General features: G+C 49.9%; 12 protein-coding genes and 2 tRNA genes. 9 read left to right on the forward strand and 5 right to left on the reverse strand.

What is annotated here, in order from left to right; all coding sequences use genetic code 11:
• Positions 1 to 3: 3 nt before the first annotated feature.
• The 9 genes from PSI9734_RS00600 to ppiD all read left to right on the forward strand — a co-directional run bounded on the left by PSI9734_RS00600 (position 4) and on the right by ppiD (position 9964).
• A tRNA-Pro gene (locus PSI9734_RS00600) sits at positions 4 to 80 on the forward strand.
• A gap of 186 nt (positions 81 to 266) precedes the next feature.
• On the forward strand, positions 267 to 1379 hold the full coding sequence (locus PSI9734_RS00605) for a sensor domain-containing diguanylate cyclase (RefSeq protein ID WP_173919186.1): 1113 nt from the start codon (positions 267 to 269) through the stop codon (positions 1377 to 1379).
• A gap of 128 nt (positions 1380 to 1507) precedes the next feature.
• Positions 1508 to 2809: a trigger factor gene (gene tig / locus PSI9734_RS00610; protein WP_173919187.1), complete on the forward strand. Its 1302-nt coding sequence runs from the start codon at positions 1508 to 1510 to the stop codon at positions 2807 to 2809.
• A gap of 104 nt (positions 2810 to 2913) precedes the next feature.
• Positions 2914 to 3531, forward strand: a complete 618-nt coding sequence (gene clpP, locus PSI9734_RS00615) for an ATP-dependent Clp endopeptidase proteolytic subunit ClpP (protein ID WP_173919188.1) — start codon at positions 2914 to 2916, stop codon at positions 3529 to 3531.
• Position 3532: 1 nt separating this feature from the next.
• Positions 3533 to 4810 (forward strand): ATP-dependent protease ATP-binding subunit ClpX, encoded by a 1278-nt coding sequence (clpX, locus tag PSI9734_RS00620; protein WP_173919189.1) that lies wholly within the window; start codon positions 3533 to 3535, stop codon positions 4808 to 4810.
• Positions 4811 to 4954: 144 nt separating this feature from the next.
• Positions 4955 to 7300, forward strand: a complete 2346-nt coding sequence (gene lon, locus PSI9734_RS00625; protein ID WP_173919190.1) for an endopeptidase La — start codon at positions 4955 to 4957, stop codon at positions 7298 to 7300.
• Positions 7301 to 7604: 304 nt separating this feature from the next.
• Entirely contained in the window at positions 7605 to 7877 is a 273-nt protein-coding gene (gene hupB, locus PSI9734_RS00630; protein ID WP_173919191.1) for a nucleoid-associated protein HU-beta, read from the forward strand.
• 7 nt (positions 7878 to 7884) lie between these two features.
• A tRNA-Asp gene (locus tag PSI9734_RS00635) sits at positions 7885 to 7961 on the forward strand.
• 110 nt (positions 7962 to 8071) lie between these two features.
• The gene (ppiD, locus tag PSI9734_RS00640) at positions 8072 to 9964 is read left to right on the forward strand and encodes a peptidylprolyl isomerase (protein ID WP_281351410.1); all 1893 of its coding nucleotides are present in this window, start codon (positions 8072 to 8074) and stop codon (positions 9962 to 9964) included.
• Between the two features lie 60 nt (positions 9965 to 10024).
• Here the strand turns inward: ppiD and PSI9734_RS00645 are convergent, their stop codons facing one another.
• From PSI9734_RS00645 to PSI9734_RS00665, 5 genes are read right to left on the reverse strand one after another with little or no spacing between them, the layout of a single operon-like run.
• Complete coding sequence (locus PSI9734_RS00645) at positions 10025 to 11845, reverse strand: BatD family protein (RefSeq protein ID WP_173919193.1); 1821 nt, start codon at positions 11843 to 11845, stop codon at positions 10025 to 10027.
• Positions 11839 to 13650, reverse strand: a complete 1812-nt coding sequence (locus tag PSI9734_RS00650) for a VWA domain-containing protein (RefSeq protein WP_173919194.1) — start codon at positions 13648 to 13650, stop codon at positions 11839 to 11841. Before PSI9734_RS00650 ends, PSI9734_RS00645 begins: the two co-directional genes overlap by 7 nt.
• Positions 13640 to 14635 carry a vWA domain-containing protein gene (locus PSI9734_RS00655; RefSeq protein ID WP_173919195.1) on the reverse strand — a complete coding sequence of 332 codons (996 nt, stop codon included), beginning with the start codon at positions 14633 to 14635 and terminating at the stop codon, positions 13640 to 13642. Before PSI9734_RS00655 ends, PSI9734_RS00650 begins: the two co-directional genes overlap by 11 nt.
• Positions 14632 to 15129: a DUF4381 domain-containing protein gene (locus PSI9734_RS00660; protein ID WP_173919196.1), complete on the reverse strand. Its 498-nt coding sequence runs from the start codon at positions 15127 to 15129 to the stop codon at positions 14632 to 14634. Before PSI9734_RS00660 ends, PSI9734_RS00655 begins: the two co-directional genes overlap by 4 nt.
• Positions 15126 to 16088, reverse strand: a complete 963-nt coding sequence (locus PSI9734_RS00665) for a DUF58 domain-containing protein (protein ID WP_173919197.1) — start codon at positions 16086 to 16088, stop codon at positions 15126 to 15128. Before PSI9734_RS00665 ends, PSI9734_RS00660 begins: the two co-directional genes overlap by 4 nt.
• Positions 16089 to 16111: the final 23 nt, after the last annotated feature.

Consider the following 16111-nt stretch of genomic DNA (forward strand, 5'->3'; position numbering starts at 1 on the left):
GTTCGGCGAGTAGCGCAGCTTGGTAGCGCACTTGTTTTGGGTACAAGGGGTCGCTGGTTCGAATCCAGTCTCGCCGACCATTCGTATAATCTCTTGCCGTTGTTTCAATGAACCTCCCCTATAGGTTGAAAAATTCTTAATCTTAGAGCATATTGCTTAACTATTTGTTAATAAACTAATGAATGTGTTGAGATGAACTGTGCGGTTATCTGCAGAAGGCATGACTGCAGTTCGTTTGCCGAAAAAAACAAACATAAGAATTTAAAATGGCTCAAACTTCAGACAAACCGGCTTCTGTATCAACAGAAGACAGCGCAGCAAGCTTTGCGTATCTCATTTCCGAGCTCAGCACGAGCTTAATTAATGCGGCGCCAGACGAAGCTGAACTGCATATCGAACGCTCCCTTGCGGCGCTTGGAAGTAACGACCGCAAAGATCGTTGCTATGTGTTCTTATTCACCGATGACTATCGCCATATGACGAATACCCATGAGTGGGTGAATCGCGGTATCAGTTCACATAAAGACGACTTACAAAACATTCCGCTCGAAGCCATGCCTTGGTTCTTCACCAGCATGCGCGCCGACGGTAAAGTAGTGGTTTCTTGTACCGATCAGCTACCGGACGTTACCGGTGGTTTCAAAGAAGAGTTACAACGCGAGCAGATTCAGTCGATGCTGGCCGTGGGCATGTACTTAGAAGGTAAGTTGATTGGCTTTGTCGGCTGTGACCTTGTGCAACGCAGTACGCTTTGGAGCGACGAAGATGTGCGGCAAATGCAACTGGTGGCTGACATGATCGCTAACACCATTGCCCGCCATCGTACCGAGTCACAGCTTCATCAAGTGCAAAGTGAGCTGCGCGCGGCCAACGAACGCCTTGCCCAGCTAGCTCATGAAGATAGCCTGACCGGCTTAATTAATCGACGGGGCTTAGATGCCGTGTTAGAAACTGAGTTGCGCCGCACTCAGCGTAAGCAACAGTTTTTAAGTGTTCTTATGGTCGATATCGACCACTTCAAAGCGCTGAACGACAAGCACGGGCACTTAGGTGGAGATGCTGCACTGTGTTCTGTGGCGGGTATTCTATTAAAGACCTTCCAACGTAGTGGTGAAAAAGTTGCACGCTTTGGCGGTGATGAGTTTGTAGTGATTTGTCCGGTTATGAGCGCCGAGGTTGCAGAGCAACGCGCGACGGAATTATTGCAAGCCATTGCCAGCAACACCAGTGTCGCTCCAGTTACTGTGAGTATTGGCGTGCTGAGCTTTATTCCAGCCGCAGACACCACTCCAGGTAGTGTGCTGAGACAGGTTGATCGAGCCGTTTATGAGGCGAAAGATAAAGGCCGGAATTGCTTTGTTCGGCGCCCATTCGGCTAATTTCTACGGAAAAAAATAAGTCACACTACTCGACGCGACCGCATGCCTTCGCTATAATGCGTCGTCATTTTCAAGGGCCCCAATAGTGGTGGGCTCAAGGCCATTAGTGAAGCCGAGGTAAGAAAGCAATGCAGGTTTCTGTAGAGACAACCCAAGGATTAGAGCGCCGCGCCACCATTACTGTGCCAGCGGCAACCATTGACGAGAAAGTCAAAGAGCTACTAAAAAACGAGTACCGTAATCGCCGTATCAACGGTTTCCGTAAAGGCAAGGTACCACCGAATGTATTGCAAAAATTATTCGGCAAAGAAGCTCGCGGACGTGCTGCGCAAGAATTAATGCAGAGCAAATACTTTGAAGCGATCATGCAGGAAAAAATTAACCCTGCGGGTCCTCCATCCATCGAACCTAAAGTAAACGAAGCTGGTAAAGACCTAGAGTTTGTTGCCACGTTTGAAGTTTACCCAGAAGTTGAAGTGCAAGGTCTCGACAAAATCACCGTCGAAAAGCCTGATGTAGCTGTCACCGATGCAGATGTTGACACTATGCTGGAAACCTTGCGTAAGCAACACGCTGATTGGAAAGAAGTGAAGCGTAAGTCGAAAAAAGGTGAGCGTATCACCATCGACTTCACCGGTCGTATCGACGGCGAAGAATTTGAAGGCGGCAAAGCACAAGACTTCGCTCTTGAGCTTGGCCAAAGCCGTATGATTCCTGGCTTCGAAGACGATATTATCGGTATGAAAACCGGTGAAGAAAAAACCATCGAAGTAAGCTTCCCTGACGATTATCACGCTGAAAACCTTAAAGGTAAGAAAGCGGAATTCGATATTGTTGCGAAAAAAGTTGAAGAACAGGTGTTACCTGAGCTTAACGACGACTTCGTAGCAATGTTCGGTGTTACCGAAGGCGGCGTTGACGCGCTGAAAGCTGAAGTTCGTAAGAACATGGAACGTGAACTTAAAAACACCGTGCAAGCGAAAGTTAAAGAGCAGGTGTTGAAAGGTTTGGTTGAAGGTAATGAAGTTGATTTACCAAGTGCGATGGTACAGCAGGAAATTGATGGCTTACGTCGTCAAGCAATGCAGCGTTTTGGCGATAACCAAGCGCAAATGCCAGAGCTGCCTGCGAACCTATTCGAAGAACAAGCCAAAGAACGCGTAAAAGTCGGTTTGTTACTTGGTGAAGTAATTCGTACTAACGAACTTAAAGTCGACGATGCAAAAGTAGACGAAATTATCGCTAACAATGCATCAGCTTATGAAGACCCTGAAGAAGTTATTACCTACTATAAAGGTAACGACGAGTTGCTGCAGCAAGTGCGCAATGTTGCACTTGAAGAGCAAGCAGTTGACTTCATTCTTGAACAAGCAAAAGTTTCGGCGAAAAAGACCAGCTTTGATGAGTTGATGAACCCGAAAGAGAAGTAAGTTTGTCGATTCCGTACGCTAAGCGTTGACGGAGTGACTCGCAACTTGGTTTAATGGCTCGTATAGTCTTATACGAGCCATTTTTATTTGCAGGAGTAGTTTCTATGTCGGATCTCGCGCACGATCCTATCGCGCAATTAGTACCTATGGTGGTTGAACAAACTGCCAAGGGTGAGCGTTCTTACGATATTTATTCACGCTTGTTGAAAGAGCGAGTGATATTTATGTGTGGTCAGGTTGAAGACCACATGGCTAACCTGATCGTAGCGCAGTTGCTATTTTTAGAGTCAGAGAGTCCAGATAAAGATATTTTCCTTTATATCAACTCACCAGGCGGCGCCGTGACAGCAGGTATGGCCATTTATGACACGATGCGTTTCATTAAACCTGACGTTAGCACCGTATGCATGGGCCAAGCGGCAAGCATGGGCGCCTTCTTGTTAGCTGGCGGCGCCAAGGGTAAGCGCTATTGCCTACCGAACTCGCGGGTAATGATTCACCAGCCGCTTGGAGGTTTCCAAGGCCAGGCATCGGATTTTGAAATTCATGCCCGTCAAATTTTAGATATTAAAGAACGGATGAACCGCATGCTTGCGGAAAACACCGGTCGCGATTATGAACAAATCGCTAAAGATACTGATCGTGATTACTTTATGTCGGCCGATGAAGCCGTAAATTACGGCGTGGTTGATAAGGTACTCACTCAACGAGCTGGAGAGTAGCATGACTGATAAAACCGAAGGTAATGGCGAACAGCCATTGTTTTGTACCTTCTGCGGAAAAAGTCAGCACGAGGTTCGCAAATTAATTGCTGGGCCTTCAGTTTTTATTTGTGACGAATGCGTAGAGTTGTGCAATGACATTTTGGAAGAAGAGATCCAAAATATTGCGCCGCAAGAAGGCTCAGAAAAATTACCAACACCGAAAGAGATCCGCGAACATCTAGATGCGTACGTGATCGGTCAAGAATTCGCTAAGCGGGTGCTGGCGGTCGCGGTTTATAATCACTACAAACGTTTGCACAATACAGGTAAAGGTAAAGACGAAATTGAACTAGGCAAGAGTAATATTTTGCTGATCGGTCCAACGGGGTCAGGTAAAACCTACCTTGCGGAAACCCTAGCTCGTTTTCTCGATGTGCCTTTCACCATGGCGGACGCCACCACCTTAACCGAAGCTGGTTATGTGGGTGAAGATGTCGAAAACATTATCCAGAAGCTGCTGCAAAAGTGTGACTATGACGCTGAAAAAGCGCAACGCGGCATCGTTTATGTCGATGAGATTGATAAAATCTCGCGTAAGTCGGATAACCCATCGATTACTCGTGATGTTTCCGGTGAGGGCGTGCAGCAAGCATTGCTGAAGCTGATTGAAGGTACTGTTGCATCAGTGCCGCCACAAGGCGGACGTAAGCATCCACAGCAAGAATTTGTGCAGGTCGATACCTCAAAGATTCTATTTATCTGTGGTGGCGCCTTCTCTGGGCTTGATAAAGTCATTGAGCAGCGGGTAAGTGTCGGCACTGGTATTGGTTTTGGTGCTGAAGTGAAAGCCAAAGCGACCGAGCAAATGGCCAACCTAATTAAGCAAGTTGAACCAGAAGACTTGGTGAAATATGGCTTAATTCCAGAGTTTATCGGTCGTTTGCCGGTTGTCGCAACGCTAGAAGAACTTGACGACGAAGCCTTAGTGCAAATTTTGCAAGAGCCGAAGAACGCTCTTACCAAGCAATACGCGGCGTTATTTGAAATGGAAGACGTTGAGCTAGAGTTTCGAGATGATGCGTTGCGGGCGATTGCTCGTAAAGCAATGACTCGTAAAACTGGCGCTCGAGGTCTGCGTTCGATTGTCGAAGGCGTGTTATTGGACACTATGTACGATCTGCCGTCGATTGATAATGTTAGTAAGGTTGTGATCGATGAATCGGTGATTACCGGTGAGTCCAAACCTATTATGATTTATGAAAATCAAGATCAAGAAAAGCAGGCTTCAGGTGAATAACACCTAGTTTTAGTTTGATATTTATGCAAAAAGGGCCATTTAGGCCCTTTTTTTGTGCAAAACATTGAACTTTATCTGTATAGCCTCATATTAGAGGGTAAGATAATTAAATCTGACCTGACGTCATTAAATCTGGAGACATATATGAGCGAAGAACGGGTTGAACACCTGAGTATTCCTGTTTTACCACTGCGTGATGTAGTGGTGTACCCGCATATGGTCATCCCGCTATTTGTGGGGCGCGAAAAGTCAATTCGTTGCCTAGAAGCGGCCATGGAAAACAACAAGCAGATTTTTCTTTCAGCTCAAGAAGACGCTTCAATTGATGAGCCGGAAGAAAAAGACATCCACCGGATCGGAACTGTAGCCAATATCTTGCAACTACTGAAATTGCCTGATGGCACGGTTAAAGTTCTGGTTGAAGGCTCACAGCGCGCCGAAATTGATGCCTTTGAAGCTCATGAGGATTTCTTCCGTGCCAAGGTGCATTACTTAGATTCTGAAGTGATGCCGGAAAAAGAAGAAGAGGTCATGATTCGCTCGGCGGTGAATCAATTTGAAGGCTATGTGAAGCTTAATAAGAAGATACCGCCTGAGGTGTTAACCTCTCTGTCGGGTATCGAAGAAGCCGATCGGCTGGCAGATACCATGGCAGCGCATATGCCGTTGAAGCTAAATGATAAGCAGAAAGTACTAGAAATTACCGAAGTACGAGACCGTCTCGAATTTTTGATGGCGCTGATGGAAGGTGAAATCGACCTGTTGCAGGTTGAAAAGCGGATTCGTACCCGAGTTAAAAAGCAGATGGAAAAGAGCCAGCGCGAATACTATTTGAATGAGCAAATGAAAGCTATTCAAAAAGAGCTGGGGGAAATGGAAGACGGGCCTGACGAATTTGAAGCGTTAGAGAAGAAAATTCAAGAAGCGAAAATGCCCGAAGAAGCGGAAGTTAAAACCCGTGCTGAGTTGCAAAAGTTAAAAATGATGTCGCCAATGTCGGCCGAGGCGACTGTGGTACGAGGTTATATCGATTGGATGGTCTCGGTGCCGTGGAAAAAGCGCTCGCGGATCAAGAAAGATCTCGCCAATGCCGAGAAAATTCTTGATGCCGATCATTATGGCTTAGAAAAAGTTAAAGAACGCATTCTCGAGTATCTTGCGGTGCAACAGCGTACCAGCAAGGTGCGTGGCGCTATTTTATGTCTGGTGGGGCCACCAGGGGTAGGTAAAACATCTCTTGGGCAATCCGTTGCCAGAGCAACCGGGCGCAAATATATCCGTATGGCGTTAGGTGGTGTTCGTGATGAAGCTGAGATTCGCGGCCATCGACGCACTTATATTGGTTCTATGCCAGGTAAATTGATTCAAAAAATGGCCAAAGTAGGGGTTCGCAACCCGCTGTTTTTACTTGACGAAATCGACAAGATGGCGGCCGATATGCGCGGTGATCCTGCTTCGGCGTTACTGGAAGTATTAGACCCCGAACAGAACGTTAACTTTAACGATCACTACCTTGAAGTTGACTATGATCTCTCCGATGTGATGTTTGTTGCAACCTCAAACAGCATGAACATACCGGCACCATTACTTGACCGTATGGAAGTAATTCGACTGTCTGGTTATACCGAAGACGAGAAGCTGAACATTGCTAAGCGCCACTTGTTGACCAAGCAACTCGAACGCAATGGTTTGAAAGATAAAGAGTTGTTGATCAAAGACGACGCGATCTTAGGCATTATTCGTTATTACACTCGTGAAGCTGGGGTGCGCAACCTCGAGCGTGAAATTTCTCGTTTATGCCGCAAAGCAGTGAAGAAAATTGTGCTCGATAAGCGGCTTAAGAAAGTTGAGATCAACGCCGACAACCTTAACGAGTATTTAGGTGTGCAGCGGTTTGACTACGGTAAAGCTGAAGAGAAAAATCAAGTCGGTCAGGTGACTGGCTTAGCCTGGACCGAAGTCGGTGGCGACTTGCTGACGATTGAAGCGACGAATGTTGCGGGTAAAGGCAAAATCACCTCAACGGGCTCGCTGGGCGATGTGATGCAAGAGTCGATTCAGACGGCGTTAACCGTAGTTCGCAGTCGCGCGGATATGCTGGGTATTCCAGCGGACTTCCACGAGAAACGTGATTTACACGTGCACGTACCTGAAGGGGCAACACCTAAAGATGGGCCAAGTGCTGGTACTGCCATGGTAACCTCGTTGGTTTCATCGCTGACAGAAATACCGGTGCGGGCGGACGTTGCCATGACGGGTGAAATCACCTTGCGTGGTGAAGTGTTAGCCATCGGTGGCTTGAAAGAGAAACTGTTAGCGGCCCATCGCGGCGGCATTAAGCACGTGTTGATTCCGAAAGACAACGAACGCGACCTCGAGGAAATCGCCGACAATGTTAAAGGTGATTTGACAATTCAGCCGGTGCAATGGATTGACGAGGTGTTACAAGTGGCCCTTGAACGTCAACCTGAGGTTAAAAACGCCAACTAAAAACGAGAAAATGCGGCCTTGAAGGCCTTAACATCGCTGGAGGCCGCATTCTTTCGTCAAAAAAATTGTGAAAAAGGGTTCTCAATCGAAATTGTTGTGGTAGCCTAGAGTCAAAGTGATTGGTCAAGCATAACTAATAAAAGCTCTGGCATACCACTTTAACGACAGGGACACGTAACTGTAGTCGGAGACCTGTTGTACGGCTTGAACCATATGTTCGAGCTTGTTATAACCTTCGCTGGACCATTCGAATTGCAAATGGAACCATGCAAATCTGATAATAACAATCTAAGGGGATGATACTGTGAACAAGTCTCAGTTAGTTGACAAAATTGCAGACGGAGCAGAGATTTCTAAAGCTGCTGCTGGACGTGCTCTCGACTCTTTCATCGAAGCGGTAACAGATGCTTTGAAAAAAGGTGAGCAAGTTGCACTTGTAGGTTTTGGTACATTCAGTGTACGTGAGCGTTCAGCTCGCACTGGCCGTAACCCACAAACTGGTCAAACGATTCAAATCGCTGCAGCAAAAGTACCTTCTTTCAAAGCCGGTAAAGCGCTGAAAGACTCAGTAAACTAATCACTGCGGAGCGGTAGTTCAGCTGGTTAGAATACCGGCCTGTCACGCCGGGGGTCGCGGGTTCGAATCCCGTCCGTTCCGCCAGCGAATAGCGAAAGTAACCCGAAGCATGTCTTCGGGTTATTTTTTTTCCGCGTAATGGGATAGAATAACGCGCGGTAAAAAATCGAACACTTTTTGAGGTTAATAGAATTATGTTGGACAGGATTCGTGAAGGGTCACAGAGCTTTCTTGTGAAAGCTATATTAGTACTCATCGCGTTAACGTTTGCACTAGCAGGGATCGGCGGGTATATCTCGAATACTCCTGAACCATCAGTCGCTATCGTTAATGGTGAAGAGATTACCCAGACAGAGTTTGATCGTGCAGTTGAAAATGAACGTGCACGTCAGCAACAGCAGCTCGGTGACTTCTATGAGCAACTGGCGAGAGACCCGCGCTATACGCAAAACTTGCGCAGCCGTGTTGTGAACGATCTGGTCAATCAAAAATTATTAGAGCAAGCAGCAAAAGCGCAAGGTTTGCGCGCGTCTGCGGCTCAAGTGAAAGCGGCCATTCGCGATATTTCTAGCTTTAAAGTGGCAGGTCAGTTTGACAACGAAATGTATCAAACGACCCTACGTAGCTTGGGTTATACCCCAGACGGTTTTGCCGCTTTAATTCGTCGTGACTTGGTGACCCAACAGTATGTTCAGGGCCTTGTTGATAGCGAATTCGTGTTGCCCAGTGAAGTCGATGCCACCCAGCGTTTACTTGGCCAACTACGTAGTGGCCGATTTGCCCAATTGGCAACCGCCGACTATCTCGATCAAGTTGAGGTGTCTGACGCACAAGTGCAGAGCTGGTATGACGATAACCTTGACCGCTTTGCTATTCCAGAGCAGGTGAAAGTTGCATATGTAATGGTCGATGCGGGGACTGTTGCCGAAGCCGTAGAAGTTAGCGACGAAGAAGTCCAAGCCTATTACGAGGGCAACCAAAGCCGTTATTCAAAAGCACCTCAGTATCGTTTTTCACACATTTTAATTGAGTCAGGCAATGACGCTGATGCGGCCAAAGCAGAAGCTGAAGCTTTGCGTGCTGAGCTTGAAAACGGCGCTGACTTTGCTGAGCTAGCTGCACAAAGTTCCGACGATATTTTCTCGGGTGAACAAGGCGGTGATCTTGACTGGATAGAGCCCGGTACCATGGATGCCGACTTTGAAGAGGCTGCATTTGCGTTAGAAGACGTGGGAAGTATCAGCGATGTTGTGGAAAGTAGCTTTGGTTATCACATCATCAAACTTACCGACAAGCGTCCTGGCAGTGTGACACCCTTGGCAGAGGTTCGCAGTGAAATAGTTGCGAACTTGCGCGATGAGCAGGTCAAGCAACGTTATTACGAGCTACAGCAAGACGTTACCGAGCTTACTTTTGAGGTGCCAGATACCTTTGCACCAGTGACCGAGGACCTCGGTATTCAAGCGCGCGAAACCGACTGGTTTAGTCGGAATGCGGCGCCAGGTGCGTTAAGTTCGCCAGTAGTCATTACAGAAGTCTTTAGTAACGACCTTATCAATGAAGGCCTGAACAGCGACTTGATTGAAATCAGCGACACTGAGTCAGTGGTGGTACGCGTGGTTGACCACAAAGCAGCGGCAACCAAACCATTAGCTGACGTACGTGAGCAGGTTGTTGAAAATGTTCGTCTTGAACAAGCACAAGAGCTTGCGCTGCAGGCGGCCGATGAGCTACTCACCCAGGTACGTGAACAGCAATCAGTCACCGCTGTTGAGTTCACTGAACTGAGCGAGGTTTCGCGTCAAACGACCGACCACCCGCGTGCAGTGGTGCAACGGTTATTTGATATGGCTGCGCCAGCGGCAGGTCAAGTTAGCGTAGATACTGCAACCACGAGCAATGGTGACGTGGCGATTGTGGTACTTGAAGCTGTTACCGAAGGTAATGTCGATGCAGCGCGTACTGCTCAGTTACAAGAGCAATTGAAAAACAGCTACATGCAACAGTCGTATCAGGGAGTGATTGAGGCGCTGCGCGCTGATGCCGAAATCGAATTGCGACTAAACTCGAGTAACGACGAAAGTTAACAGCTGGTTCGTTAGCGATAACCGAAAGCGCACACTGTCAGCAGTGTGCGCTTTTTTTTGTTAGCGAGGATACAGATCGGGTAATACTGAACCGGTTTCTTGTTGGCGCTGCTCAGCCGCCTTTAGCGCCGCCTGAAAAGCTCGCCAAAGGGCTTTCCCTTCGTGCCAGTTAGCGCTGCCTGCGGCAAAACGACAGCGCTGCAGGTGTTCGATTTGACTTCGTAAGGGGGCATGGTCAAGTTCGTCGGCAACGCCGCTTAGCTCGGCGCTGGTGCGACCTGCGTAGTGTCTTGCCCAACGTTTGAGCAGTAACTCTACCGCCGCCGCATCGTTGCGCGTACAAGCATGCTTTAACGCCTTGAGATGTTGCTGGTAATTGTCGGATGTTGCGTTTGTGGCGCTAGCGGACGAGTTAGCGCGTTGTTTACGCCGTGCCAGGTAGCCAACAGCGAGCAGTGTCAGTAACCACAGAAGTGCGAATAGCAGCGTTAGCAACTGCCACAGCTGTACCTGTTGGTACCATACCGTACTAGCTGCCACTGGGGTCTCCTCGACCTCAGTAGAGGTAGCTGCATTGGTTGGCGTCGATGTCTCTGCTGCGTTCGTTACCGGCTGGCTAGACTGTGGCGAATCAACGCCAGTGCCCCCGGCTTTGGCGATGATGGCAAACTGCTGAGCGGGTGCGGTGGCATTGTCCTGTTGGCGCAATTGCGTGTTAAACCACGGCAATGTTAATTCGGGCAGCCGCAATTCACCGGCTTGATGCGGAATCACCGCCACGCGCACGGTCTGCTGCGAAATCAAACGGCCATTACGTTGATTAGCACTAGACTCGGGCGCTTCTGGGTAGATACTTGCGCCTGGAATGGCGAGTTGGGCGACCAGCTCGTCGAGACGTGGCAATTGATCGGGAAGTGGACCTATCGCTGATAACCGATAGGTCAGGTTAATCGGTTCACCTTGACTAAATTGTTGTTCTTCGGTGTCTTGAGGAGCGCTCTCGCTACCCACACTTACCGACAGCGTGACCAGCTCGGCGGGCAGCCAATCGTGCCCCGTAGGCCAGCTAGGCGGAATAGGTTGCACCCTAAGTGGTAGATCTTCGGCTGCGGTAGTGATCGACTCCGTGGACGAGAACGTGGGAAATAACGTGCGTTTGCTTTTTACGTTAATTTGTCCCTGAAACAACGGCCCCTGAATCACTTGTTCACCTGAGCGTTGCGGGATCACGACGAAATCGCGAGAAAAAACTTGGAATTTACGGCCATTGATAATTTCGCTGGTTTCCGAATCGCGGCCAACTTGCCGGATATCTGCTTGCTCCAACTTAGGCGGAATGATGTTACCACTGTGCAGGTTTGCCGCGAGATAGAGTTTTGCGGTTAGTTGCACCTGTTCTTGCACATAAACTTGGTCACGGTTGAGTTCAACCTTGATAAAAGCTTTACGCTGATCAAGCAATTTATCACTCTGTTCGGCAGCAACGACTTCGAGGTTTAAACTATTACTCTGCACATCGAGCAAGTGAACCGGGCCAATGGCATAGTCACCGGCGTCAGCGGGGGCTCGCACAATGGTATTGAAAGTCGTTTGTTCGGTCGTGACACCATTAATGATTTGGGTATTACGACTACTTGAACTGCCTAACACCTCAAATTCTTGGAGGGCTTGCTGGGGCTGCCATAGGGTGTCACTCACTAACTGATTCACGGTCAAAGTTAGAATAAAGGTGTCGTTCGCCACAATTGGGTTTTTATCAACACTTATGGCAACTTCAGTGCTGTTACTTGACTGTGCGGCACTGGCGGGTAGCCAGGTCACTAAAGCAACCAAGAGCAGTGTGTTAAGTAACGAGTAAAACTTTGCGCGATACACTACCACTGTTTTTGAACTCCTTGCGGCGGACGTTGTTGGGTACGACGTTTTTTGGTTTCTTCAAGCATTTTTCGTTGCAGCAAAAAGGCTGGGTTGTCGTCGATTCGGTTCAGCCATTGTTCCATTTGCTGGCGTTGTTCTTCACTGAGCTGCTCGGCCGAGGGGCCTTGTGCCGACGGCGGTGTTTCGCTGTCCGGCTGCTCAGCGGGCTGCTTGGACTCTTGCGGCTGCGGCTTTTGACCTTGTTGCGGGTCTTGGCTCTCAGACTCGGGCGGTGATGAAGTGTCACCGGGCTCAGCCGATGATTCAGTGCCGGCCGCATCACCATCGTTAGGCTCGCCATCACCATCCTGCTGTTGTTGCTGCTGGCCGTCGCCTTGTTGCTGTTGCTGCTGTTGACGTTGCTGTTCTGCTTGTCGTTCGGCTAATGCTAAGTTTTCTTGCGCCTGAGTAAAGTCCGGGTCGCGATTGAGTGCTTCGGCGTAAGCATTGGCTGCTTCATCATAGCGTTCTAACTGCATCAGGCTATTGCCTTGGTTATAGTAACCTTGCGCATTATCCACCTGGGAAAAGTCGGTCAGCGCTTGTTCGTAGCGGCCTGCTCGATAGTTTGCCGTGCCTCGTTGCCAGGCATCTTCGGCAATTTCTGCGGCGCGCTGATAGTCTTCGTTTTTCAGGGCTTGATCCGTTTGCTGATAGGGCGTTTGCCACAATTGCTCGTGCCAAGCGAGCCCATCGTTGTCAGTTTGTGCGGCGGCAGGTGCACTTATGAACAAAGGAACGGCGCTGGTGACACTGAATAAGATGAGCAATAGGCTGCCGCGGCGAATCATCGGCAGCAATAACAAGATGCCAGCTATAATCAACCAAGGCCCAAGGTCATACCAAGCATCACCGCGTTGGTCATCGCGTTCTTTACCATCGCGCGAAAGCGGGTCCATAGCGGCCAGGTAAGCAATATCTTGAGGGTCTTGTCGTAGCTTGCTAAAGCGTCCATTGCTTAGTTCTGCGAGCTGCTCAAGCCGAGTTGGAGTAAGTCGAGGGATAACTACATCGCCCGCATTGTTGCGCAACAACTTGCCCGTTTCCAGCTCAATAGGGGCTCCTTGTTCGGTTCCCACCGCAAGCACGGCCAGACGATGCGGGTGATTACGCACGAAGCGCGTGAGCTCTTGTTGATCGCGGGTGTCTATGCCATCGGTGAACCAGTAAATATCACCCTGCGGATAACCGGCTTCGCGTAACAGTCGGTCAGCGAGATTAAGAGCGCTAATGGGATCACTGCCGGGACTTGGCATAATCTCTGGACTCAATGCGCGAATAAGGTTGCCAAGACTGCTGGCATCCGCGGTCAGTGGGCTAATTACAAAGGCATCACCGGCGTAGGCAATTAGGCCGGTATCGCCGTCAAGGTGTTCACTCGCTAATTGCATGGCCTTGTAGCGCAGTTGGGTCAGCCGATTGGGGGCGACGTCGGTCGCGCGCATCGACAGCGACATATCTAATACCACGACTTGACCAGCGTCGAGCTGATACACCGGTTGCGGTATCCGTTGCCAGGTTGGCCCGGCACTGCCTAAGGCGAACAGCAGAAGTGCTAATGGTAAAGCCCAGTAACGCGTAGCCGATTGCTTATCGGGTGCAGACGTGACGAGTAACGACGCCAAGTGGGGAGCAATAACACTATGCCAGCCACGACTGTTACGCCGCGAGCGCCAACTAAGCCAGATCAAAAGCATGATAGGTAGCACGCTGAGTAGCCACCAAGGCCGGAGAAAATGGAATTGGCTTAACACTTGCTCAATTTGCATGGTTGAGCCTCCGCAGCGATGCCAACTGTTGGCTTAACCTTAAAACTAAAAGAAGTACGAGAGCGGCACCTGCTGGCCAATAAAACAATTCCGTTTGTGGGCGCCGAAGCTGTTCGTCACCGGCAACGGGTTCATAGGCGTCTAAGGTTTGATAAATACGCTCAAGCTCTTCGGTACTGCGCGCTCGAAAATATTCGCCGCCGGTGGTTTCAGCCAATCGACGTAACATGCCTTCATCAAGGTCGCGGCTAGGGTTCACCTTGCGCTTGCCAAAAAAGCTATCGACGATAACTTCTTCCGCGCCGACGCCAATTGCGTACACCTTGATGCCATAATACACAGCGAGCCGGCGCGCCTGCTCTGGTGATACGTCGCCTGCGGTGTTCTGACCGTCGGTTAACAGGATTAGTATTTTATTGCTTTGCTCGTTATCGCGAAAGCGTTTTACTGCCAAAGCCACGGCGTCACCAATGGCGGTACGTTCGCCAATCAAGCGTAATTGCGCTTCGTCTAACAACTGTTCGACACTGGTAAGGTCGTAAGTAATAGGCGACTGAACATAAGCGGTGTCGGCGAAGAGGATTAGGCCGAGCTTATCGCCCTGACGGCGGGCGATAAAGTCACTGACTACATGCTTGACCATATCAAGACGATTGGTCTCATAACCCTCAAGCTGCATATCGGCAATTTCCATACTGCCGGAAAGGTCGACCGCTAGCATCATCTCCCGAGCTTCACTGCGTATCTGTACGGGCTCGCCAAGCCATTGGGGGCGACACGCGGCAATGATCAATAAGCTCCAAAGAAGCAACGCAAACAACCTTAGCCAACGTCGCTTCGGCGATGACGGCAGGTTGCTATGGGTGGGTTCTAAGTGAGCCACCTTTAAGGTTGAGTAGTGTGGTGGCTGCGGCCGTCGTAGCCACCAGAGTAAAGGCGCCAGGAACCAAGCCAGCGCTAACCAAGGCCAAGCAAAGTGAATCATCGATTGGCCTCGCTGGAAAGTTGTCGCTGCTTTGGTGGCAGCGCACGTTTTAACCACAATCGAGCAAATTGGTAATAGCGTTGCTGCAATGCATCAAGTTCACTCGTGTGCGGCTGATAGGCCGCTTGTTCGACGCTTGTGAGTAACTCAGCGAAGTCTGCCGCGTTCCGCGTCGCCAACTGTTGCAGTAAGAACGTACGCCACGAGCTGCCCGTTAAACCCGCCATTTGGCTGCTAGGGAAATAGCCTAAGCACGCTTGCTTGAGCACCAAAGTGGTTGTATTCAGTGGCAGGCGTGGTGAGAGTTGCCTTAGGGCCGCGCGCCGCACGCGCCGCAGACGATAGCGCCTTACCAGCCACCAGGTGAGCAGAGTTATGATAAGCAGGACCGCGCCGGCGACTATGTACCACCCCGCTGCCAAGGGCCACCAATGGGCTGCCGGTGGCGCTACAATATCGTGCAGTTGCTCGAGTTGTGACGAGGTGTCGATCATCGCATCACCTCGGGCCATTGCTGTTCGATACTTTGTGCGGCACTAAACGGGTATAAGTTAAGGTTCAACTGCTGTAGTTCCTGCATGAAGTGCTGTTGATGCGCCGCTGCGTGCTGTTGGTAAAGCTGTCGCGCTGTGCCATCACCGGCGGCAAACTGCCAGTCGTTGGTGCCGTCGCTGAGCGCAACGTTTTGCTGTTGTAACTGCTCGGGTAGGCGCGCCTCAAGTGGATCGGAACATTGAATGATCTGCAAGGAACAGTGGCGCTGCAACGCCTGTAACAGGCGCGAGGTAGACTCATTGTAATACGCAAAGTCGCTGATCACATGAATGATTGAGCCGGGCTTTGCCACATGTTGCGTGCGTCGCAGTAGGTCGTCCAACACATTAAGTGAGGTCTCGGTCGAGGCTTGCTGTTGCCAGGCGGATAAACTTTCGTTTTGCAGCTCTACCAGTTGCTGCACAATACGCATGACCCCATGCTGGCGCCCTTGGGGCCGAACTTCGATGTGCCGAGTAGGGTGGCCAATCACCGCACCGACGCGGTCACCGCGCTGTGCTGCGAGCCAGGCCATTGCCGCCGCAATATGACATGATTGCACGCTTTTAAGCAATAACTCGCTGCCCAAGTGCATCCCATAGGAGAGGTCGACGACAAATAACACTGGACGTTCTCGCTCTTCGCGAAATAACTTGGTGTGCGCCGTGCCTGTACGAGCGGTGACGCGCCAATCGATGGCACGCACATCATCTCCGGCCTGATAATGCCGTACTTCATCAAATTCCATCCCGCGGCCACGGGTTTTACTCAACAGCGCACCGCTTTGAGACTTTGGTGGGTGCAGCCGGCGATGACGCGCAAAAGCTCCCACTTTACTGCGATAATACATCAGCTCTGCGGCGCCGACGCTACGGCCGTTGCTTTGCCACTGTTTGAGCCACTCTTGCGCATCTATCATAGTCAGAATTTGTCACCTTCAGC

The sequence above is a fragment of the Pseudidiomarina piscicola genome (genome assembly GCF_902806985.1).
Classification (GTDB): domain Bacteria; phylum Pseudomonadota; class Gammaproteobacteria; order Enterobacterales; family Alteromonadaceae; genus Pseudidiomarina; species Pseudidiomarina piscicola.

Bases quoted from the DNA above. Each gene is read 5' to 3' on its own strand.
- PSI9734_RS00605 (WP_173919186.1), top strand. From the start codon at position 267: ATGGCTCAAACTTCAGACAAACCGGCTTCTGTATCAACAGAAGACAGC.
- tig (WP_173919187.1), top strand. From the start codon at position 1,508: ATGCAGGTTTCTGTAGAGACAACCCAAGGATTAGAGCGCCGCGCCACC.
- clpP (WP_173919188.1), top strand. From the start codon at position 2,914: ATGTCGGATCTCGCGCACGATCCTATCGCGCAATTAGTACCTATGGTG.
- clpX (WP_173919189.1), top strand. From the start codon at position 3,533: ATGACTGATAAAACCGAAGGTAATGGCGAACAGCCATTGTTTTGTACC.
- lon (WP_173919190.1), top strand. From the start codon at position 4,955: ATGAGCGAAGAACGGGTTGAACACCTGAGTATTCCTGTTTTACCACTG.
- ppiD (WP_281351410.1), top strand. From the start codon at position 8,072: ATGTTGGACAGGATTCGTGAAGGGTCACAGAGCTTTCTTGTGAAAGCT.
- PSI9734_RS00650 (WP_173919194.1), bottom strand. From the start codon at position 13,650: ATGCAAATTGAGCAAGTGTTAAGCCAATTCCATTTTCTCCGGCCTTGG.
- PSI9734_RS00655 (WP_173919195.1), bottom strand. From the start codon at position 14,635: ATGATTCACTTTGCTTGGCCTTGGTTAGCGCTGGCTTGGTTCCTGGCG.
- PSI9734_RS00660 (WP_173919196.1), bottom strand. From the start codon at position 15,129: ATGATCGACACCTCGTCACAACTCGAGCAACTGCACGATATTGTAGCG.
- PSI9734_RS00665 (WP_173919197.1), bottom strand. From the start codon at position 16,088: ATGATAGATGCGCAAGAGTGGCTCAAACAGTGGCAAAGCAACGGCCGT.